This is a genomic window from Mesorhizobium sp. B2-4-14 (assembly GCF_006442155.1).
Taxonomy (GTDB): Bacteria; Pseudomonadota; Alphaproteobacteria; order Rhizobiales; family Rhizobiaceae; genus Mesorhizobium.
Genome location: NZ_VFVA01000019.1, coordinates 49,806 through 70,431 on the forward strand (window position 1 = coordinate 49,806; position 20,626 = coordinate 70,431).

Below are 20,626 nucleotides of genomic sequence, written 5' to 3' on the forward strand. Positions count from 1 at the left end.
CCGGAGAAAGCAGGCCGATGTCATCGTTTCTACCTGAATTCGCATTCTCCCAGGTAGCAGTCCGGGTCCGGTTTGCCCCAGGGGTTCGCCATGACACCGGCGCCGAGGTCGAGCGCCTCGGCTGCAGGCGCGCGATCATAATTTCGACCCCCGGTCAGGTCGCGATGGCGCACGACCTGAGGACGGATATGGGCGAATTCGCCGCAGGCGTACTGCCGCTCGCGCAAATGCACACGCCCGTGCCGGTGACCCAGGAGGCCGTGCTACAAGTTGGACAAATGGACGGGGATTGCCTGGTCGCGATCGGCGGTGGATCAACCGTTGGGCTTGCCAAGGCGCTTTCACTGAGAACCGGACTGCCACAAATCGTGCTGCCGACCACCTATGCCGGCAGCGAAGCCACTCCGGTGCTCGGTCAGACCGAAGACTGGGTCAAGACGACGTTGACGGATGCCCGGGTTCAGCCCCAGGTCATCCTCTACGACGCCGAACTTATCCGTTCGCTGCCGGTTTCGACGACCGTGGCAAGCGCGCTCAACGCCATGGCGCATGCTGCCGAGGGGCTCTATGCGCGCGATCGCAATCCGATATCGACGCTTCTCGCGACAGAGGGGCTTCGAGCGTTCCGGAGGGCGTTGCCGGACGTCTGCCGCAATCCTCGGGATCTCACGGCGCGTGGCGAGACCCTCTATGCGGCATGGCTGTGTGGCACTGTGCTCGGGCAAGTCGGCATGGCCTTGCACCACAAGCTATGCCATGTGCTGGGCGGCTCCTTCGGCCTGCCTCATGCCGAGACCCACGCGGTAATGCTGCGCTATACGATCGCTTTCAACGCGACCGCCACGGGTGCCCTTCTGGATCCGATGCGCGAAATCTTTGATGACGGCGACGTCGGTCATGCACTTGCAATCTTCGCGGACGGCGTCGGAGCGCCACGGGCCTTGCGTGACCTCGGAATGCGCGAAGCGGATCTCGCCGGCGCCGCCGATCTTGCAATGTCGGCCGCCTATTGGAATCCGCGGCCGCTGATACGCGACGAAGTCCTCGGTCTGCTGAGATCAGCGTGGGCCGGGGAGGACCGTAGCCAAGGCGGCAGGGGCTGAAAGACAGTCCCAAGGACAAATGGCTGCGGCCGTACGACGACGTCACCGGTGATCCCGAACGGCTGGCCAGTTTCGTTCACACCAGCGCGCGAGAGCGCCGGTCCTGACCGATTTGCAGGGACAGCGATGTACCCAGCCGCTTGAACCCGCGCCTCACCGTAGACAGTGGGTTCGCAGTCGCCACGCACATGCTGCTGACCCGCAAGTTCGGGGAATGAAGAACCCGGCCGTCATTGTCGAACCAACAGCGGCCGCCGGTGGCTTTGGACAACCGCAGGGCTAGGCCAGCCGTGCCCGAGTTGTGCGCGGCGTTGCCAGGAGCAGGCTCGTCTCGCTGCCCGTTATGCCGGGAATGAGGCGGATGCGGCGCAATACAGCATCAAAATCGGTCAACGAGGCCGTCCCAAGTTCCACCACCAGGTCCCAGCGGCCATTGGTCGTGTGGATGTCCGAGACCTCGGGGAAGCCCCCTAACGAGCGCACCACCCGATCAGCGGCGTGGCCTTCGATCTCGATCAGCATGATACCCCGAATGCGCTGATCGACCGCATCGGCGCGGAGCACGACCGTGTAGCCGATGATCTGGCCGGACCGTTCAAGCCGCTCCATACGCGCCCTGACCGTGGCGCGTGAAACGCCGAGATCCACGGCCAGATCAGAGACGCTGCGCCGCCCGTCGTGGCGAAGCAAGGTCACGAGCCGTTCGTCTAAGGAATCCATCCGTGCTGCCATTTAGACCAAAATCGGTGCCGATATGATAAAACAGCCTTGCCGGATTGCCAATTTAATATGTTCACGTCGCCATGCCGCCATGGTTTTTTCCCGGACCATTCAAGGTTGCCAGCAGGAGAAATCATGCGTTGCAGAATCGTCGGGGCGCCGGTGCAGGACGGCGCTGGCAGAATGGGATGTGAAATGGGGCCGAGTGCGCTGCGGACCGCCGGACTTTCCCAGGTGCTGTCGGGCCTCGGCCACACTGTCGAGGATATGGGCGCCGTCCAGCCGGTTCCGACAAGACGCCTCGTGCACGGCAACCTGGCACTGAAAGCCCTGCCTGAGGTATCGGCCTGGACATCCGCCATTGCCGAGGCCGCCTACGCTGCGAGCAAGGATGCCATGCCGATCTTTCTCGGCGGCGACCATTCGATCTCGGCCGGCACCGTATCGGGCATCGCCCGCCGCGCCGCCGAAAGCGGGCGCCCGCTGTTCGTTCTGTGGCTCGATGCGCATCCGGACTTCCACACGCTCGACACCACCGCCAGCGGCAACCTGCACGGTGTTCCGCTCGCCTATGCCAGCGGCCAGCCGGGTTTCCGCGGCTATTTTCCGGATCTGCCGGCAGCGGTCGATCCCTCGCGTATCTGCACCATGGGCCTGCGCAGTGTCGACCCGGCCGAGCGAACGGCGCTCAACGAGGCGGGAGTAACCGTGCACGATATGCGCGCCATCGATGAGCATGGCATCGCTCCGCTGCTGCGCGCTTTCCTGGCGCGCGTGTCGGCGGAAGACGGCCTGCTGCATGTCAGCCTCGATGTCGACTTCCTCGACCCGTCTATCGCCCCGGCGGTCGGCACCACCGTTCCCGGCGGTGCCACTTTTCGCGAGGCGCATCTGGTGATGGAGATGCTGTCCGACAGCGGTCTCGTTTCCAGCCTCGACCTGGTCGAGTTGAATCCCTTTCTGGACGAGCGGGGCCGAACCGCGACGCTGATGGTCGACCTGACCGCGAGCCTGATGGGTCGCCGCATCATGGACCGCCCCACCCGCAGCCATTCCGGGAGCTTTTGATGACGACCACGGCAAAGCTGAACATCGTCCCCTTCGTCAGCGTCGACCGCATGATGAAGCTGGTGAATGCCATCGGTGTCGAGCGCTTCCTGACCGAGCTTGCAAGCTACATCGAGGAAGACTTCCGTCGCTGGGAACTGTTCGACAAGACACCGCGTATCGCCTCGCATAGCCATGACGGCGTCATCGAGCTGATGCCGACAAGCGATGGGCGCCTCTACGGCTTCAAATACGTCAATGGCCATCCCAAGAACATGCGCCAGGGCTTGCAGACGGTCACGGCGTTCGGCGTGCTCGCCGATGTCGGCAGCGGTTATCCGATGCTGCTCACCGAAATGACCATCCTGACCGCGCTGCGCACCGCTGCCACCTCCGCTGTCGCGGCCAAGTATCTGGCGCCGAGCGGCGCGCGCACCATGGCCATCATCGGCAATGGCGCCCAATCGGAATTCCAGGCGATCGCCTTCAAGGCGCTCACAGGCATCGACCGGCTCAGGCTTTACGACATCGATCGGTCCGCCTCGCTGAAATGCGCGAAGAACCTTTCAGGCATGGGATTCGATATCATCATCTGCGGGACCGGGCAGGAAGCGGTTGAAGGTGCCGGGATCATCACGACCGTTACCGCCGACAAGCAGAACGCCACCATTCTCACCGACAACATGGTCGGCTCCGGCGTCCACATCAACGCTGTCGGCGGCGATTGCCCCGGCAAGACCGAACTGCACAAGGATATCCTGCTGCGCTCGGATATCTTCGTCGAGTTCCCGCCGCAGACACGCATCGAGGGCGAGATCCAGCAACTGGCCCCTGACCATCCCGTGACCGAACTCTGGCAAGTAATCACCACCAAGGCCCAAGGCCGCCGAGACGCCAAGCAGATCACGCTGTTCGATTCGGTCGGCTTTGCGATCGAGGATTTTTCGGCGCTGCGCTATGTACGCGACCAACTGCAAGCGACCGGCCTCTACGAGGAACTCGACCTGCTCGCCGATCCCGATGAACCACGCGACCTGTTTGGCATGTTGCTGAGGGCGGCCATGCAGCCAGCAGCTTGAGGGTATCTAAGGTAACCCGAATTTCACCCATCCCGAGGAACTGGGCAGCCGCGACGTTGCTGTCAAATCCGTCCTGCCCGCTGCGGTTGACCGAAGACCGGTTCGCTCCGATCGTCTTCCTGCGATACAGCTCATTTCTGGTCCAGTCAGATTTCTGGATCGCGGTGCTGAAAGAATTGGAGAAAAAGCTCTCGCTCAGTCGTTATGTCGAGCTTTTCGTAGATGCGGCGGCGATGGTTCTTGACCGTGCCCACCGTGATGCCGAGCCGCTCGGCGATGTTGGCGGTCGGGTGGCCGGCCAGGATGAGTTGCACGAGCTCCCTTTCCCTGGGCGAGAGTTCCGGCCACAGGCTAACGGGAATTGTCGGTTTCTGTCGCGGTGAAGCGCCGGGACTTGTCGGCGCTGAGGTGCGGGAAAACTCGGCTCCGCGCGCCTTGATGTCGAGCGCGTGCAGTGCTTCGAACACCGGCAGCCGTTCGTCCAGCAAGGCGATCTCGCTTTCCTTGAACGAACTGGTCGAGCGATCGAGGAAGATGCCAAGGCACCAGTCGCCGCCATCGGCCAGCATGATGCCGACCTCGTCGCAGATTTCCGACTGTGCCAGGAAGCCGGCTATGTACTGGCCGCGCTTGGCCTCGTCATCCGCCAGTCGCTTGAGCGGCATGATGCCCAACCGGCGCTCGCGCCGCCACGAGGCATAGAACGGGTCGAATACATAGTAGTTGTCGAGATAGCGCCGGACCATTTCATCCGAGAAGCGCCGGTGCTTCACGAATTCCGGTGTCTGCGTCGTCGAGTAGCGCGTCACCGTGACGAGGTCGTGCTCGATATCCGCGCCGATCAGGTCGATCAGGCAATCGACATGCTTGTCCGTACCGGTAGCGGCGATCGCTTTGGCGAGCGGCGCCCAGATATTGCCCATGCGCATGCCTCTTTGTCGGCGACGAGTCTTCGCCCGTCATTGTGCCTTTAGGCATATGGCGCGATCCGGCCCGTCGAATCTAGCCTGTGGTCACTCTCGGCAAGGGAAGGCGACCCGTGGACCAGATCACCACCAACCCCATCGTTATCGGCATCGACGCCGGCGGCACCATGACCGACACCATCCTTGTCGATCAGGACGGCCACTTCAAGATCGGCAAATCGGCGACCACGCCAAAGAACGAGGCCGAGGGCTTCCTGGCCTCGGCCGAGGATGCGGCCGCTGCCTGGGGCATCTCGCTGCAGGACCTCTTCTCCGGCGTCAATGTGGTGCTCTACTCCGGCACCGGCATGCTCAACACGCTGCTGTCGCGCACCGGCCGCAAGCTCGGCCTGATCACCACCAAGGGCCTCGAGGACATGATCCTGATGGGTCGCGGCCTGCAGGCCTGGGCGGATTACTCCTATGCCGACCGGCTGCATGCGGTGACGCACCACCATCCCGATCCGCTGGTGCCGCGTCGCCGCACCCATGGCGTCACCGAGCGCATCGACCAGTTCGGCGACGTCATCCTGCCGCTCTACGAGCATGAGGTGCATGCCGCCGCGAAGAGGCTGATCGCCGACAAGGTCGAGGCGATCTGCATCATGACCGTCTTCTCCCACGTCAATCCGGCACATGAGAAGCGCATCGCCGAGATTTGCCGCGAGGAGATCGCCGCTGTCGGCGCCGACATCCTTGTCTACACCAGCCATGAGGTGCGGCCGGTGATCCGCGAACAGTCGCGGCTGAACTCGGTGCTGATCGAGGCCTATGCCACTTCGCGCGGCCGCAAGCAGCTCAAGGGCATCGAGGATGTCTCGAAGAAATACGGCTTCAAATATGGCGTGCAGACGCTGTTGTCCTTCGGCGGCCTGACCTCGATCAATCATCCGCGCCTGCACGAGACCATGATCTCCGGCCCGATCGGCGGCATCCTGGGCGCGGCCTATGTCGGCAAGCTGATCGGCAACGACTCGCTAATCTGCTCGGATATGGGCGGCACCTCCTTCGACATGGGCGTCATCACGCGCGGCCAGACGCGGATCGAGAACGAGCCGCTGATGGACCGGTTCAAGCTCAACGTGCCGACGCTGCATCTCGACACGATCGGCGCGGGTGCGGGCATGATCCTCAAGGTCGACCCGCTGACCAGGAAAGTCTCCCTCGGACCGGAAAGCGCCGGTTCCGATCCCGGCCCGATCTGCTTCGCCAAGGGCGGAACCGAGCCCACCATCGCCGATTGCGACGCCATCCTCGGCCGTCTTAATCCGCATTATTTCCTCGGCGGCAAGGTCGTGCTGCAGGTCGAGAAGGCGCGCAAGGCCTTCGAGGAAAAGTGTTCCCGTCTGCTTGGCGTCGGCGTGGAGGAGGCAGCCGAAGGCATGATCGACATGCTGGAGGCCGACGCCAACAACGCGCTCCGCCGCGTCATCTCGGGCCAAGGCATCCATCCGTCGGAGTTCACGCTGCTCTCCTATGGCGGCTCGGGTCCGCTGCACCTGGCCGGCTGCTCGCGCGGAATCGGTTTCAAGGACATCATCACCTTTCAGTTCGCCGCCGCCTTCTCCGCCTTCGGCTGCACCACGGCGGATTTCATGCGCCGTCACTCGGTGTCGACGCAGATCGATATCGGCGCGCGCGCAAGCGATGACCAGCTGGTGGCCTTCGGAACGAAAGTCACCGCCATCTGGGACGATCTCACCAAGGCGGCGGTCGATGAGATGATCGCCGATGGCCACGCCAAGGACAAGGTCAAGACCGTCCCGTTCCTGATGATGCGCTATACCGGCCAGCTCGAGGATGTCGAGGTGATGGCGCCGCTGTCTGCCATCAACTCGGCCGACGACATGCGCAAGGTGATCGACGAATTCGAGGCGGTCTACGCCAAGGTCAATCATCGCGTCTCGCGCTACGGCGAAGCCGGCTTCTCGATCACCGAGCTCGGGCTCATCGCCACCGCCGACAAGGTCAAGCCGGTGCTCCTGAAGCGCCTGCTCGGCAAGTCCGATCCAGCGTCCGCCCACAAGGGGGTGCGCGAGGCCTATATCGGCGGCCGCTGGCACAAGGCCAACCTCTACGAGATGGACCTTCTGCAGCCCGGTCATGAGGTGATCGGCCCGGCCATCATCGAACACCCCGCCACGACGCTCGTCGTCCATCCGCAAGACCGTGTCCATGTCGATGAGTGGACGCTGCTGCACTATACCCACGCTTGAGAAGGGCGAACGCCATGCTGGACAAACCCGCTTCCGCCCTGCGCATCCGCGAGCGGCTAATCGAATCCGAACGGCTCATGGAAGAGACCGGCTGCTACGACGGCATCACGGAACTTTCGCTGCGCAACCAGGATCCGCTGAAATTCGAGACGCTGCACACCAAGCTGCGCGCCTACTGCGTGTCGGCACGCGAAATGGCGCGCCGCATCTCGGCCTCGCCCGGCGTGCGCGAGGTCGGCGAGATGGTGGTCGCCATCTACACGCCGGAAGGCGATGCTATCGCGCTCTCCAACGGCATCATGGTGCATGTGCACACGATGAGCCGCTTCATCAAATGGATGATCAGACAAGGCTACGAAGAGAATCCTGGCATTGTCGACGGCGATATCTTCGCCAACAACGACGCCTTCATCGGCACCGTCCAGGTGCCTGATGTGATGGACGTGGTGCCGATCTTTCATTCGGGCAAGCTCGTCGGCTGGGCCGGCGCCGTCTGCCACGAGCTCGAGGCCGGCGGCATCACGCCCGGTGGCGACGTGGCATTGGCGCAGGAGCGCTTCACCGAGGGCCTGTTCGTCTGCGCCGAAAAGGTCGGCAAGAACGACGAGCTGCGGCGCGACTACGTGATCCGCTGCGAGCGCAATCTGCGCATGCCGATCTACTGGGTGCTGGACGAGAAGGCCAAGGTCGCCTCCTGTATCGATATGCGCGAAAGCGTCAAGGCGCTGATCGACGACATCGGCCTCGACTACTGGATGAAGATCTCGAAGGAATTCATCGAGGAGGGCCGCCGCGCCCAGCTTGCCCGCACCCGCCAGCTGACCGTGCCGGGCATCTATCGTGGCCACACCTTCTACGGCCATGTCACCGCGGGCAAGCCGGGTTATCAGCCGCTCGGTGACCCCGACTGGCTTTACAATATGCCGATCGAGATGGAGATCACCACCGATGGCAAGATCATCATGGACTTCGAGGGCACGCAGCCCTGGGGTTACCACTCGATGAACTGCACGCCGGCCGGCATGGACGGCGGCATGTTCGTGACGCTGACCCAGCACATGAATTTCGAGGGCCTGGTCAATGACGGCGCCTGGATGGCGACCGAACTGAAGCTGCCGCACGGCACCTGGACCAATCCGGACAACGAGATGGTGGCGACAGCCACCTCATGGGCGCTGCTGCTGCCCGCCTATGGCGTCTTCCAGCGCCTGTTGTCGCGCTCGTTTATCGCCCGCGGTTTCGTCGAAGAAGCCTTCGTCGGCCAGGTCAACAGCCCGATGATCGAGATGGGCGGCACCAGCCAGTACGGCTCGCTGTTCGGCATGGCACATTTCGAATGCGCCGCCGCCGGCTCCGGCGCGCTCGCCATCAAGGATGGGCTCGACACCGCTTATGTCGGCTGGAATCCTGAATCCGACATGGGCAATATCGAAATCTGGGAACAGAACATGCCGATGGTCTATATCGGCCGCTCCATCGTCCCCAATTCTGGCGGCGCCGGCAAATATCGCGGCGGCTGCTCCTTCCTGTCGACATGGCTGGTCAGCAAGACCGACCATCTCAGGCTGGTCACTTCCGAGCATTCCTCGCGCGTCTTCGACAATGGCGGCATGTGCGGCGGCTATCCGGCGCCGACCTGCCAGAAGCACCGAGCCGTGCGCGACTCGAACATCTTCGAACTGGCTGAAAAGGGCGCGCCGCTGGCACATCACACCGGCACCAACCCTCACCGGTCCGAACTCGAAGTCCGGCTGCAGGGCGAGCATGTGACCATGGAAGGCCCCTACATCACCGCGCCGCACAAGACCGGCGATGTCTTCACCCATTCCTACAATGGCGGCGGCGGCTATGGCGACGTGCTGGAGCGCGATCCGATCAAGACGGCATCGGATGTCGAGAACGGCTATCTCACCCGCGAAGCCGCCGAAGGCATCTTCGGCATCATGCTGGATGAGGATGCGGATGGCTATCCTGTCGCTAACCTGGAGGCCACCAAGCGCCACCGCGCCGAGATGCGCGCGAAGCGGCTCGCCCAGGCAAGGCCGGTATCGGAGTGGATCGCGAAGGAGCGTGTCCGGGTCGAAAAGGCCGACTTCGCACCTGAGGTGAAGAAAATGTATGCCAGCGCGATCAAGCTGTCGCCGCGCTTCACCAAGGATTTCAGCGCGTTCTGGAACGTCGACGCCAGATCGATCTTCATGCCGGGAGCAAAGCCATGACCTCGTACAGCAAGGAAGTCATCGCCGATCTGGTCGCGGGCACGCTGCCCTGGCCGCAGACGCGCCGCGTCATGAGCGCCTACAAGGACGACGACCGCTTCTTCAAATATGTCGCCGTGCTGCAGGACCGCGTCGGCTGGAAGGATCCAATCCTGCTGCCGGTCTCCGATCACCTGTTCATCTGCCAGAGCGGCGACGAGCGGGTGACCCGGTGCGAGTGCGGCCACTCCTTTGGCGACTACCGCAAGAACTGGAAGCTGAAGGCCTCGATCATCGTGCGCAATACCGAAGAGTCACTGCGCGAGATCTATCCCAACAGCGATCTGCCGGATCCCGAATGGATGGAGATCCGCGAGTTCATCTGCCCGCAATGCGGCACTATGCACGAGGTGGAGGCTGCCGCACCTGGCTATCCCATCGTGCACGATTTCGAACCGGACCTCGAAGGATTCTACCGCGACTGGCTGGGCAGGCCGCTGGAGTCAATGAACAAGGGAAGCTGATGGCGAAAACAGGTCGCGTTGCAGACAAGGTAGCGCTCGTCACCGGGGCCGGTCTTGGCCTTGGGCGGGCGTCCGCGCTGCTTTTGGCGGCGGAAGGCGCGACGCTGGCCGTCAGCGACATCGATGATGCGCTTGCCGCCGATACGGCGATGCAGATCGAGAAGGCGGGCGGCCAGGCACTGGCACTTCGCCACGATGTCTCGAAGCCGGAGGACTGGCCTTCCGTCATGGCCGCGATCGAGGGGCGGTTCGGGCGGCTCGACGTTCTGGTCAACAATGCCGGCATCGCGATTGCCAAAAACATCGAAGACACCACGCTTGCCGAATGGCGGCGGACCATGGCCATCAACCTCGACGGTGTCTTCCTCGGTTGCCAGGAAGGCATCAAGCTGATGAAGCGTTCTGGCGGCGGTTCGATCGTCAACCTGTCGTCCATCGACGGCATCATCGGCGAGGCCGAACTTGCCGCCTATTGCGCCTCCAAGGGTGGCGTGCGCACGCTGACCAAGGCGGTCGCCGTGCACTGTGCCGAAAAGCGCTACGGCATCCGCTGCAACTCCATCCACCCCGGCTACATCTGGACGCCGCAGACCGAAAACTATCTGCGCGATCTCGGCACGCTCGACCAGGAAAAGGCCAAGGCGCTGTCGCGCCACCCGATCGGCTTCCTCGGCGAGCCCGACGACATCGCCTACATGGTCCTCTACCTCGCTTCGGATGAATCGAAATTCGTCACCGGCTCCGAGATGGTCGTCGATGGAGGCTATCTTGCCGTGTGAATTCCCGCCCGGCCTTGCCGCCCGCACCAAACCTTGTGGAGATCTCGCCTGATGACAAACCTTTCCGGCCGCAGCGCGATCGTCACCGGCGGGTTCTCCGGAATGGGTTTTGCGATTGCCACCGCCTTGGCAAGGGCCGGCGCCAACGTCGCCGTGGGCTCCTACATCGCCCCCGCGGGCGCCGACAAATCCGATGCCGCCTATTATCCCGGCGCCGATGAGATCGAGCGCGTGTGTTCGGCCCTGTCGGCCCACGGCATCAAAGTTTATGCTGCCCATCTTGATGTGCGTGACAGCGACGTGACCAACCTTTTCGCGGCCGAGGCCCAGGCCGCTATCGGTCCGGCCGACATTCTGGTCAACGCGGCCGGCACCACCGCCGAGCAACCGGTCTGCGGTCATTCCGACGCACTGTGGGACAAGATCGTCGACACCAATCTGACTGGCGCGTTTCGCGTCACCCGCGCCGTACTGCCAGGCATGATCGAACGTGGCTGGGGCCGCATCGTCAACATCGGCTCGACCGCCGCCACCGTCGGCTGGAAGGACAATCCGGCCTATTGCGCCTCCAAGGCCGGGTTGCTCGGCCTGACCCGTTGCGTGGCGCTGGAGGGTGCGGCGCATGGCGTCACCTGCGTCATGATCAGCCCAACCTGGGTCGAGACCGAACTGATGCGCCGCAACGTGGCGCAGGTCGTCGAGCGCGAAGGCAAGGGGCGCAGCGCCGAGAATGTCATGGAGGAATTCAGGAAGAGCAATCCTCAGGGACGCATGATGCAGCCGGAGGAGATCGCAGCACTTGCCGTCTTCCTCTGCTCGGATATCGCCAAGGGCATCACCATGGAAAACATTCAGATCACCGGCGGAGCATTGTGGTAGCATCCGCGCGAGATGGCTGCGGGCCTTCATGGGAGGAGGTCGGCAAAAAGTAAGGAATAAAAAAGTCCAACCGACAGGGGAACTGACATGACAAGAACAAATGCCTTGAAAGGCGCCGGCGTCGGGCTGGCGCTTCTGCTTGCTGTAACCGCTCAGGGACGAGCCGCCGATCTCGGCGCCAAGGACGAGCCGATCAAGCTCGCCATGCTCGAATGGACCGGATCGCACGTGTCTACGCACATCGCCGGGCAGTTGCTTCAAAAGCTCGGCTACAAGGTAGAATACGTCACCGCCGGCAACTTCCCGCAATTCTCCGGCCTTGCCGACGGCACGCTGAGTGCCTCGGTCGAAATCTGGCTGAACAATGTCGGCGACATCTATCCCAAAGTGCTGGCCGAAAAGAAGATCGAGGACATCGGCAAGCTGGATCTGAAGACGCAGGAGGGCTGGATCTATCCAAAATTCATGGAGAAGGTCTGCCCCGGCCTGCCGGATTGGAACGCGCTGAACAAGCCGGAGTGCATCCAGGCGCTGTCGACACCCGAGACCGCGCCCAACGGCCGCTTCCTCGACTATCCGGCCGACTGGGGTTCGCGAGCCGCGACCATTCTGGCCGACAACAACATGCAGTATACCGCCGTGCCGGCCGGCTCGGAAGGCGCGCTGGTTGCCGAACTCGAGGCCTCGGAAGCTGCCAAGTCGCCGCTGGTGATGATGTTCTGGGGGCCGCACTACGCGTTGGCCGAGAACGATGTCGGCTGGATCACCATGCCGCCCTGTAAAGACAAGACCAACGAACATTGCATCACGCCACCCGATGTCGACAAGATCGTCTGGTCCGGCTTCGGCGCCAAATGGCCTGCCGCCTATGCCTTCCTCAAGGCATTCAAGATGGATGCCACCGAGCAGCAGAAGATGATGCTGGCGGTCGACAAGCAGGGCAAGGACCTCGACGCCGTCGTCAAGGATTGGCTCGACAGGAACGAAGCGGTGTGGAAACCCTGGGTCGACGCGGCCAAGGGGTGATCTCGGCCCATGCCTTGCCCAGGCACTGACGAGAATTGCTGCTCGGTTCCCGGTGATCCGGGAACTGGACGCTTGCTTGATGCGGACGGCCGACGATGAGCAAGGCGGTCCGAGAGATAAAACTAGCCTGCCGCAACGTGTGGAAGGTCTATGGGCGGCGTCCCGCCTACTATTTTGATTCACGCGGCTACATCATCGAACCCGACGCGCTGGCCGAACGGCTGCGTGCCGAAGCGCATCTGCCCGCCGTGGTCGACGCCACTTTCGAGGTCGCCACCGGCGAGATCTTCGTCATCATGGGGCTGTCCGGCTCAGGCAAGTCCACGCTGGTGCGTTGCCTGTCGCGGCTGGTCGAGCCGAGCGCCGGCGAAATACTGCTCGACGGCCGCGACCTCTCCAAAGTCTCCGGCAAGGAACTGATCGAACTGCGCCGCCACGCAATGGGCATGGTGTTCCAGAATTTCGGCCTGCTGCCGCACCTGACCATTCTGGGCAATGTGGCTTTCCCGCTGAAGATCCAGGGCAAGCCGGTGAAAGAGCGCGAAGCCCGCGCCCGCGAGATGATCGCACTGGTCGGTCTCGAAGGCCGCGAGACTTCGTTTCCGCACCAGCTTTCCGGTGGCCAGCAGCAGCGCGTCGGCATCGCCCGTTCGCTCGCCGTCGGCCCGGAGCTGTGGTTCCTGGACGAGCCGTTCTCTGCGCTCGATCCGCTCATCCGGCGGCAGATGCAGGATGAGTTCCTGCGCCTGCAGCGCATGCTGCAGAAAACCATCGTCTTCATCACCCACGACATGGCCGAAGCTTTCCGGCTGGCCGACCGGCTCGCCATCATGCGGGCCGGCAAGATCGTCCAGATCGGCCGCCCGGCCGACATCGTGCTCAGCCCGGCCGACGACTATGTCGCGCAGTTCACCGAGGACATGCCGCTGCTGCGCGTCATCAAGGCGGGCGACCTGGCGGCGCCGGCGAACGGAGCCGCTATGCCGCACGAGAGCATCGCTGCCGACACCAGTATCGAGGAGCTTATCCCACGCCTGGCGTCTGGGATCGGCGCCTTCACCGTCCCGGGCGAGGGCGCCAGTCCGCCACGGCTGCTCAGCGCCAGCGCGGTTCTTGCCGTGCTCGATCGCGAACAAGCAAGACGGACACGGCCATGACGGCGCCTGCCGCGACATTGCGATCCTCGCCGAGGGTCGTTGTGGAGCCGGCCCTTCTGCCCTGGTGTGGACTGACCGTTCTGGCCGTCCTTTGTCTCGCGCTGAAGACGGATCTCCCCTGGCTCGTGACATTTCCGAAGGAATGGACGCTGCCGTTCGCACCGGCCATCAATTTGGTCACCGATGCGGTCGTGACGGTCGTCCAGCCCGCATTCCGCGCCCTGTCCGCCGTGCTCGATGCACCCATGCGCGGCGCGCGCCTGGTGCTGGTATGGCTGCCGTGGCCGGCGGTGATGCTGGCGGTCGCGGCGCTTGCGCTGAAATCGAGCGGCATTCGGCTGGCGGTCTTCGCCGTTCTGGCGCTCGCCTACATCCTGCTTGCCGGCTACTGGCCGCAAAGCATGAGCACGCTGTCGCTGGTGCTGCTGGCCGTACCGATGTCCGTTGTGCTCGGCTTTTGGCTTGGCGTGCTGGGTCATAGCAGACCGCGCCTGCGGCCGGCACTGCTCGGCGCACTCGACCTGATGCAGACCGTGCCAGCCTTCGCCTATCTCATCCCGCTGCTTCTTCTGTTCGGCTTCGGCCCAGTCGTCGGGCTGATCGCCAGCGCCATTTATGCGACGCCGCCGATGGTGCGCAACACCATGCTCGGCCTCGACCGCGTGCCATCGGACATCAGCGAAGCCGGGCTGATGAGCGGCTGCACGCGCCGGCAGCAGTTCTGGCACGTCGAAGTGCCGACCGCGCTGCCGCAAATGCTCGTCGGCTTCAACCAGACGACGATGGCGGCGCTCTCGATGGTCATCGTCGCCGCCATCATCGGCGGTTTCGAGGACATCGGCTGGGAGGTGCTGTCATCGATGCGCAAGGCCGAGTTCGGCCAGAGCATTCTGTCCGGATTGGTCATCGCGCTGCTCGCCATCCTCGTCGATCGCCTGACCATCGGCTTCGCCAGGGAACGGCCGACCGGGCCGACCGCCGCCATGACATGGATGACCGGCCGCAGGCTGGTAATTGCGCTCGTGCTCGCCGTGGTGCTGGCGGTTGCCATTCGTGTCCTGTGGCCTGACGAGACCTTGCTGCCTGCCACCGGGTTGCGCATGCAGGTCGGTGGCGTCAATCAATGGCTGCTCGGCCTGGTCCGCGATTATGCCTGGTTCTTCGACGATGTCCGCAACAGCGTCCTCTATTGTCTGCTGCTGCCGCTCAGGATCGGCATTTCGGGAGCCGCCACGCCTACGCTCTGGGGCTTTGCGCTGTCGCCGTCGATGGCGGCCGGATATTGCGCGCTGATCCTGGGCGTCGCCGCGCTATCGACACGCGGCTTCGGGTGGCGGGCTGGCTTGGCCGCACTGGCGGCCGGCCTGGTCCTGTTCACCGGCTTCCTCGGTCTGCCCTGGCCGGTCTTTATCCTTGGCGTCGCCTTGCTTGCCGCACAGGTGGCGGGCATCCGGCTTGGCCTTTTCGCGCTCGCGGGCTTTGCTCTCATCCTGGTCAACGGGCTGTGGCCCCAGCTCATCCAGTCGCTCTACCTCTGTACGCTGGCGGTGCTGCTCTGCTTGGTCATAGGCGGTGCGCTTGGTATCTGGGCCGCCTATAGCGACCGCGCCTCGCGCATTCTGAAGCCGATCTGCGACGCACTGCAGACCATGCCGCAATTCGTCTTCCTCATTCCGGCACTGATGTTCTTCAAGGTCGGCGAGTTCACGGCGCTGATCGCCATCATGCTCTACGCCATCGTGCCGCCGATCCGTTACATCGAGCATGGCTTGCGGCATGTGCGCGTCGATGTCGTCGAGGCGGTCGAGCAGATGGGCGCGACGCCTACCCAAACATTGTTGCAGGCCAAGCTGCCGCTGGCGCTGCCGGTGGTGATGCTGGGGCTCAACCAGACCATCATGGCAGCCTTGTCGATGCTGGCGATCGCGGCCCTTGTCGGCACGCGCGATCTCGGGCAGGCGGTCTATGTCGCGCTCGGCAAGGCCGATGCCGGCATGGGCCTGATCGCCGGCCTGGCAATCGCGTTCCTGGCGATTCTGGCGGACCGCATGGTAGCGGGGTGGGTAGAGGGGCGTATCCTGGTCCCTGATCGAGGCGCCTAGATGTTTAGTCCTGGCAAATGGTGGAACGCATCGTGGATGAAACGCTCAGGGTTCCTTGCAGATGAGTCCGCGGCCAAAGTTGTGGGCCGCGACGAAGTCGGCAGGATGCCGACGCAGGTGTTCGTGGCCCGGCTGGGATCCAGGCATGACATGCAGACTGGAACCAGTGTGGAAGGCCTCAGGCTTGACCATTGCAACTTCTGCACCACCTTATTGAAATCTATGGACAATTTGTCTCTCGGCCATGGCAAAATGTCCAGCAGCGAAGCGAGGCCGGCTTAAGCCATTGAACCACGTCCAGCACGGATCGAAGTCATCGTCAGCACAAGCCAAACGCAGGAGGTATGAATGACCAAGCACAAAGTCGGCTATCTCATCGGCAGCCTCGCGCGCGAATCCATCAACCGCAAGCTCGCGAAGGCGCTGGTGCAGCTTGCCCCGCCGCAACTCGATATGTCGGAGATCTCCTTTAAGGACTTGCCACTCTACAGCTACGACTACGATGCCGACTTTCCGGCCGTCGCTCGCGCCTTCAAGGATGCCATCGCCGCTGTCGACGCCGTCCTTTTCGTGACGCCGGAATACAACCGCTCCATCCCCGGCGGTCTGAAGAACGCCATCGACTGGGCAAGCCGTCCCTATGGCAAGAATTCCTTCGCCCGCAAGCCGTCCGCTGTCATTGGCACGTCGCCCGGCCCGATTGGCACCGCGGTCGCCCAGCAAGACCTGCGCAGCGTGCTGAGCTTCTGCAACTCGCCGCAGATGAACGCCCCTGAAGCCTATATCCAATTCACGCCTGGCCTGGTCACCGACGCCGGGGAGGTCACGGTTGCATCCACCCAGGAATTCCTGCGCAACTACATGGCCGAATTCGGCATGTTCATCGCCAGGGTGCTCCAGGTGCTGCCGAGAAACGCCTAAAGCAATTGCAGGAAGGTGTGCGCAGCGGTTTTTCCGATCTTGGTGGCATCCTCCGGCGTCTTCAGACCTGGCGCGAAGGGTTCGCATTCGTCATGGCCGAAATAGGCATGGCGAACCCCCGTCGCCAGGATCATAGTATCGAAAAAGCTTGGCTCCTCGCCGCGTGTTTTCCTCGTCACTTCAGCAAGCACGTCCTTCAAGGCGTCTGCCGCTCGAACTCGGCCTCCGCCCGCAAGCTGTCCAGGTCACGCCCCACGGTCGCCACGGCAAGCCGCTTGTCGTTGCGCCAATAGGTGACCATGCAGTCGCGCGCGGCAGGATCGCCATCTATGTCCAGCCGATCCCACTGTTCGGCATGTCCCACATAGTTGATGGTCGTGTCGTAGTGCTGGCTCCAGAAGAACGGAACCGCACCGAAGCGCTGCCGCTGCGCCAGAATATTGCGCGCTGCAACCGCGCCCTGGCGCTCCGCAACCACCCAGTGCTCGACGCGAATGCGGTCTCCCGTTCTCGGGTCCGGCCAGCGCGCGATATCGCCAGCCGCGTAGACTGCCGCGGCGCTTGTTTGAAGAAACCCGTCCACCAGAACCCCGCCGTCCATGGCGAGGCCGGCATGCTTCGCCAAATTTACCTCGGGATGCACTCCGATCCCTACAACCACCAGATCGGCGCTCAAATCCACGCCTGTCGAAAGTCTGACGCCATCCTGGTGGATTTCGGCCACGGCGGTCCCGAGATGGAAGACAACCCCATGCGATTCGTGAAGTGTCTTGACCATGTCGCCAAGCGCTGCGCCGAGGAGGCGTTCCATGGGGCGTCAGCCGGGCGCGACGACATGGACCTCCAGTCCGCGCTTTCGCAATGACGCCGCTACTTCGAGGCCGATGAAGCCCGCGCCGACCACGACGCAGTGTCGTGCCGTGCCGCAACACGCGATCAACGTATCGCAGTCTGCCAGGGTGCGCAGCACTTCCACCTGCGGCAAGGTTGCGCCGGGAATAGTGAGCCGGACGGGTTCGGCGCCGGTGGCAAGCAGCAGTGCCCCATAGGTCACCTCGCTGCCATCCGAGAGCGCTATCGTTCTCCGCGCGGGATCGAGCTTGACGGCGCGTTGATCACATCTGACGTCGATATGATGATCCGCGTAGAATTTCGGCGACCGCAAAGGAAGCCAGGCGGCCTTCGCCGTCCCGGCGAGATAGTCTTTCGACAAATTCGGCCGATCGTATGGTGGCGAACGATCGGTGCTCAACATCGTGACGGGTCCCTGATAACCCTCGCGGCGCAACGTTTCGGCGGCGGCGTTTCCGGCCGCGCCGCCGCCGATGATGACCACGGATTCAGGCAGCCCCGCGGCCGCCAGTTTGGGCGGTTGTGGCATCGGCAGCCCGTCGCCCACAAATGCATGACCGGCTCGGCGCGCCACATCCCAACATTTGAGATCGCTCAAAGCGGGTGATCGAAGAACCTGGCCGGTGCGAAGGCTGAAGCAGGCATGGTGCCAGGGGCAGCGGATCGTGTCACCGACCAGCAGCCCCTCGGCCAGCGGCCCGCCATAGTGGGTGCAGGTTGCGCCGACGGCGAACAGTTCTTCGCCTTGGCGCACGAGCAATGCGGGCTTGCCGTTCACGTGGCCGGACAACATGCCGCCCTGGGGAATATCCGCCAAAGCGACACCCTGGGTGAAATCGGGGCCGGCCGGCGACGATGAATGCTCAGTCATCCCTGTCTCCTTGCCCCTTTGGCGCTCCTGGAATGAGAAGGCCACCTGCCGCCGTCGGCGCGCAGGGCTGTGACGATAGGGAGTTCCCCGGCACAGCACATGGAATGACATAGGACGAGCAATCTTCGTGCCAACGGCCACCCATACAAACTGCCAGAAAAGTCACCGAAGAGCTTGACTCCATGGGAAGACCTCCCGGTTCACCATGCTCTCCGGCAGCCCGGCTCGCGGCAGCCCAATGCCTCGGCCGCCTCTAGATGTGCGTGGTTTACTTCCTGCCGCGCGGTTGAGCCGCTTCTTCAGCCGCGAGCACCACAACCGCCTCGGTTGTCAGAAGCCTGAAGGTGAAGGTCTCCTGGAGATAGAGTTCAACGGCCGTGCCGGAATGGTTGAGGTAGCCAATAGAGATGTCCTGGCCGATATCCAGCTCGAAATCGCCGCCACGCGTGGAAAGCACGAACGCACCCTCGATGGCCGGCGCCCAGATGACCCCTCCCTCGACCACACGCTCGAGATGATGGAATACCGGGTAGCCCTCGTCGCTGCCACCGCTCGCGGCCGTGTACGCGGCGGCACCCAGCACGAGCGCGTAGGGACCATTGACGCCGGCCAGCCGCAACTGACTGACCGCGTGTCCGACAGCTTCCGCATAGTTCATCACATTGGAAGGGAGCCTCAAGGCTGGATTGCTGCTTCCTTGTCGGATGCCTGTATGCCAGCCGCCGCGTATCCATCGAAAACAGAGCGGTCCTCGGCGAAGGCGATCTTGCGCGCGGCTTCCTTCACGGGTGACCAGTCCGAATCCGTCGCGCCGCGCTCGACATCATCGATTGCCTGGCGCGTGAGTTCGAATGGAACGCGCAATTCGACCAGCGCCTTCACCTCGCGTTGTGCGGATTGGACCCCGTCACCGAAGGCGGGAAGCGGCTTGAGATGACCGGTGCCCACAGCCGAGAAGTCGACGCCCTTTGGGCCGACAACGTCGACAACACGCCGCGCCGCCAGATGGCGCTTCAGGGTACGGGCCGCCTCGTCTTCGATTTGCGCCCAGGCCGCGTCGGAGATGGGAGCCAGTTCTCGATGAAGATTGTTCATGTCCGCCTCATTTCTTCAGTGATCCAATGCCGAGTGAACCATCGTTGGGAAGCGCGTCCGCCCGAGGCGCCTCCGGCGCTTGCGGCAACTTCGCGTCGGTGTCGGCAACCGGTCGTGCCTCGGGGTCGACATCGTCGAGGAAGGTCGCGGTCGGCACGAAGAACAGCGTGCCGGTCACTGCGCGGCTGAAATCCAGCAGATGGTCATAAGTGCCCGGCGGGTTGCCGATAAACATGTTCTCCAGCATCTTCTCGATGCGATGAGGGGACCGCGCGTAGCCGATGAAATAAGTGCCGAACTCGCCCTTGCCCACCTCGCCGAATGGCATGTTGTCGCGCACGATCTGAAGTTGCTCTCCGTTTTCTTCAATCGACGTCAGGACATTGTGTGCATACGGCTTCTTCACCGAATCGAGCTGTTCGATGTCGGACAGCTTATGCCGCCCGATGATGTTTTCCTGTTCCTCGACCGGCACCTTGTTCCACCGCTCCACATCGTGCAGGTATTTTTGCGCGATCACGTAGCCGCCGCCGGCAAAGGCGGCGTCCTCATCGCCGACAAGGGTGGCCGCGTCCGCGGCCTGGCCGACCGGGTTTTCGGTACCGTCGACAAAGCCGATCAGATCGCGGTCGTCGAAAAACTTGAAGCCGTGCACCTCGTCCACGGTCGAGACCGCGCCGGCGAGCCGCGACATGACATGTGTCGCGAGTTCGAAGCAGAGGTCCATGCTCGCAGCGCGGATGTGAAAGAGGATGTCGCCAGGCGTCGAAACGGCGGTATGCACGCCGCGAATTTCGCGAAAAGGATGCAGGTCTTTCGGCCTCGGCGCCCCGAACAGCCGGTCCCAGGCATCGGACCCGAACCCCATGACGCACGACAGCTGTCCGTTGAGATTGCGGAAACCCACGCCGCGGAGCAGGCTGGAGAGATCGGCGCACAAGCCGCGAACCGTTTCCTCTGCGGCCGATCCGGGATTGATCGTCACGACCAGGAATATCGCTGCCCGCGTAAGCCTGGCGGCGACCGATTGAGAGACGGGAGGTGGCAAGCTTGAAACCATGTTTTATCCGTTGATGATGGTTTGAAGCGCGA

General features: G+C 63.2%; 17 protein-coding genes and 2 pseudogenes. 12 read left to right on the forward strand and 7 right to left on the reverse strand.

The genetic code is table 11. The features are described from left to right. The first annotated feature begins 17 nt into the window (after window positions 1–17). The gene (locus FJ938_RS17625; protein WP_140695782.1) at window positions 18–1,103 is read left to right on the forward strand and encodes a maleylacetate reductase; all 1,086 of its coding nucleotides are present in this window, start codon (window positions 18–20) and stop codon (window positions 1,101–1,103) included. Window positions 1,104–1,382: 279 nt separating this feature from the next. Here FJ938_RS17625 and FJ938_RS17630 read toward each other — a convergent pair whose 3' ends face one another. Beyond that, window positions 1,383–1,823 (reverse strand): Lrp/AsnC family transcriptional regulator, encoded by a 441-nt coding sequence (locus tag FJ938_RS17630; protein WP_140612158.1) that lies wholly within the window; start codon window positions 1,821–1,823, stop codon window positions 1,383–1,385. 135 nt (window positions 1,824–1,958) lie between these two features. Between FJ938_RS17630 and rocF the strand changes: the two genes are divergently transcribed. Then, entirely contained in the window at window positions 1,959–2,891 is a 933-nt protein-coding gene (gene rocF / locus FJ938_RS17635) for an arginase (protein WP_140612156.1), read from the forward strand. After that, window positions 2,891–3,949, forward strand: coding sequence for an ornithine cyclodeaminase (locus FJ938_RS17640; protein WP_140695785.1), 1,059 nt, complete (start codon window positions 2,891–2,893; stop codon window positions 3,947–3,949). Before rocF ends, FJ938_RS17640 begins: the two co-directional genes overlap by 1 nt. Before the next feature lie 146 nt (window positions 3,950–4,095). Here FJ938_RS17640 and FJ938_RS17645 read toward each other — a convergent pair whose 3' ends face one another. Continuing rightward, window positions 4,096–4,878: a helix-turn-helix transcriptional regulator gene (locus FJ938_RS17645; RefSeq protein WP_140695788.1), complete on the reverse strand. Its 783-nt coding sequence runs from the start codon at window positions 4,876–4,878 to the stop codon at window positions 4,096–4,098. A 110-nt stretch (window positions 4,879–4,988) separates the two neighbouring features. On the opposite strand from FJ938_RS17645, the gene FJ938_RS17650 reads away from it, so the two are divergent. The 9 genes from FJ938_RS17650 to FJ938_RS17690 all read left to right on the forward strand — a co-directional run bounded on the left by FJ938_RS17650 (window position 4,989) and on the right by FJ938_RS17690 (window position 16,716). Further along, the gene (locus FJ938_RS17650) at window positions 4,989–7,130 is read left to right on the forward strand and encodes a hydantoinase/oxoprolinase family protein (RefSeq protein WP_140695791.1); all 2,142 of its coding nucleotides are present in this window, start codon (window positions 4,989–4,991) and stop codon (window positions 7,128–7,130) included. 14 nt (window positions 7,131–7,144) lie between these two features. Beyond that, window positions 7,145–9,349, forward strand: a complete 2,205-nt coding sequence (locus FJ938_RS17655) for a hydantoinase B/oxoprolinase family protein (protein WP_140612148.1) — start codon at window positions 7,145–7,147, stop codon at window positions 9,347–9,349. Then, window positions 9,346–9,852, forward strand: coding sequence for an acetone carboxylase subunit gamma (locus FJ938_RS17660; protein WP_140612146.1), 507 nt, complete (start codon window positions 9,346–9,348; stop codon window positions 9,850–9,852). Before FJ938_RS17655 ends, FJ938_RS17660 begins: the two co-directional genes overlap by 4 nt. Beyond that, on the forward strand, window positions 9,852–10,631 hold the full coding sequence (locus tag FJ938_RS17665) for a glucose 1-dehydrogenase (RefSeq protein WP_140695794.1): 780 nt from the start codon (window positions 9,852–9,854) through the stop codon (window positions 10,629–10,631). The genes FJ938_RS17660 and FJ938_RS17665 overlap by 1 nt, the downstream gene beginning before the upstream one ends. A 51-nt stretch (window positions 10,632–10,682) precedes the next feature. Beyond that, window positions 10,683–11,510: an SDR family NAD(P)-dependent oxidoreductase gene (locus FJ938_RS17670; protein ID WP_140695797.1), complete on the forward strand. Its 828-nt coding sequence runs from the start codon at window positions 10,683–10,685 to the stop codon at window positions 11,508–11,510. Between the two features lie 87 nt (window positions 11,511–11,597). Continuing rightward, the gene (locus FJ938_RS17675) at window positions 11,598–12,536 is read left to right on the forward strand and encodes an ABC transporter substrate-binding protein (RefSeq protein ID WP_140695800.1); all 939 of its coding nucleotides are present in this window, start codon (window positions 11,598–11,600) and stop codon (window positions 12,534–12,536) included. Between the two features lie 95 nt (window positions 12,537–12,631). After that, window positions 12,632–13,693, forward strand: a complete 1,062-nt coding sequence (locus FJ938_RS17680) for a betaine/proline/choline family ABC transporter ATP-binding protein (protein ID WP_140695803.1) — start codon at window positions 12,632–12,634, stop codon at window positions 13,691–13,693. Then, window positions 13,690–15,795 carry an ABC transporter permease subunit gene (locus tag FJ938_RS17685; protein WP_140695806.1) on the forward strand — a complete coding sequence of 702 codons (2,106 nt, stop codon included), beginning with the start codon at window positions 13,690–13,692 and terminating at the stop codon, window positions 15,793–15,795. Before FJ938_RS17680 ends, FJ938_RS17685 begins: the two co-directional genes overlap by 4 nt. A gap of 348 nt (window positions 15,796–16,143) precedes the next feature. After that, window positions 16,144–16,716 carry an NADPH-dependent FMN reductase gene (locus FJ938_RS17690; protein ID WP_140612134.1) on the forward strand — a complete coding sequence of 191 codons (573 nt, stop codon included), beginning with the start codon at window positions 16,144–16,146 and terminating at the stop codon, window positions 16,714–16,716. On the opposite strand, the gene FJ938_RS17695 is transcribed toward FJ938_RS17690, so the two are convergent. The 5 genes and pseudogenes from FJ938_RS17695 to FJ938_RS17710 form a co-directional block, all read right to left on the reverse strand. Then, window positions 16,713–16,916 (reverse strand): hypothetical protein, encoded by a 204-nt coding sequence (locus FJ938_RS17695; protein WP_140695809.1) that lies wholly within the window; start codon window positions 16,914–16,916, stop codon window positions 16,713–16,715. The genes FJ938_RS17690 and FJ938_RS17695 overlap by 4 nt on opposite strands. After that, window positions 16,913–17,194: an oxidoreductase C-terminal domain-containing protein gene (locus tag FJ938_RS30395; protein WP_348642284.1), complete on the reverse strand. Its 282-nt coding sequence runs from the start codon at window positions 17,192–17,194 to the stop codon at window positions 16,913–16,915. The genes FJ938_RS17695 and FJ938_RS30395 overlap by 4 nt, the downstream gene beginning before the upstream one ends. After that, a pseudogene (locus FJ938_RS17700) lies at window positions 17,186–18,550 on the reverse strand (FAD-dependent oxidoreductase); the annotation flags it as partial. The gene FJ938_RS30395 and the pseudogene FJ938_RS17700, both read right to left, overlap by 9 nt. A 157-nt stretch (window positions 18,551–18,707) precedes the next feature. Next, window positions 18,708–19,534: pseudogene (locus tag FJ938_RS17705) on the reverse strand (family 1 encapsulin nanocompartment shell protein). 7 nt (window positions 19,535–19,541) lie between these two features. Then, window positions 19,542–20,594, reverse strand: a complete 1,053-nt coding sequence (locus FJ938_RS17710; protein WP_140695811.1) for a Dyp-type peroxidase — start codon at window positions 20,592–20,594, stop codon at window positions 19,542–19,544. Window positions 20,595–20,626 lie beyond the last annotated feature (32 nt).

What these genes read in the sequence shown, in the direction of transcription:
- FJ938_RS17675 (WP_140695800.1), top strand. Translation starts at nt 11,598, where the DNA reads ATGACAAGAACAAATGCCTTGAAAGGCGCCGGCGTCGGGCTGGCGCTT.
- FJ938_RS17655 (WP_140612148.1), top strand. Translation starts at nt 7,145, where the DNA reads ATGCTGGACAAACCCGCTTCCGCCCTGCGCATCCGCGAGCGGCTAATC.
- rocF (WP_140612156.1), top strand. Translation starts at nt 1,959, where the DNA reads ATGCGTTGCAGAATCGTCGGGGCGCCGGTGCAGGACGGCGCTGGCAGA.
- FJ938_RS17630 (WP_140612158.1), bottom strand. Translation starts at nt 1,823, where the DNA reads ATGGATTCCTTAGACGAACGGCTCGTGACCTTGCTTCGCCACGACGGG.
- FJ938_RS17665 (WP_140695794.1), top strand. Translation starts at nt 9,852, where the DNA reads ATGGCGAAAACAGGTCGCGTTGCAGACAAGGTAGCGCTCGTCACCGGG.
- FJ938_RS17625 (WP_140695782.1), top strand. Translation starts at nt 18, where the DNA reads ATGTCATCGTTTCTACCTGAATTCGCATTCTCCCAGGTAGCAGTCCGG.
- FJ938_RS17670 (WP_140695797.1), top strand. Translation starts at nt 10,683, where the DNA reads ATGACAAACCTTTCCGGCCGCAGCGCGATCGTCACCGGCGGGTTCTCC.
- FJ938_RS17645 (WP_140695788.1), bottom strand. Translation starts at nt 4,878, where the DNA reads ATGCGCATGGGCAATATCTGGGCGCCGCTCGCCAAAGCGATCGCCGCT.
- FJ938_RS17680 (WP_140695803.1), top strand. Translation starts at nt 12,632, where the DNA reads ATGAGCAAGGCGGTCCGAGAGATAAAACTAGCCTGCCGCAACGTGTGG.
- FJ938_RS17660 (WP_140612146.1), top strand. Translation starts at nt 9,346, where the DNA reads ATGACCTCGTACAGCAAGGAAGTCATCGCCGATCTGGTCGCGGGCACG.
- FJ938_RS17685 (WP_140695806.1), top strand. Translation starts at nt 13,690, where the DNA reads ATGACGGCGCCTGCCGCGACATTGCGATCCTCGCCGAGGGTCGTTGTG.
- FJ938_RS17640 (WP_140695785.1), top strand. Translation starts at nt 2,891, where the DNA reads ATGACGACCACGGCAAAGCTGAACATCGTCCCCTTCGTCAGCGTCGAC.
- FJ938_RS17690 (WP_140612134.1), top strand. Translation starts at nt 16,144, where the DNA reads ATGACCAAGCACAAAGTCGGCTATCTCATCGGCAGCCTCGCGCGCGAA.
- FJ938_RS17710 (WP_140695811.1), bottom strand. Translation starts at nt 20,594, where the DNA reads ATGGTTTCAAGCTTGCCACCTCCCGTCTCTCAATCGGTCGCCGCCAGG.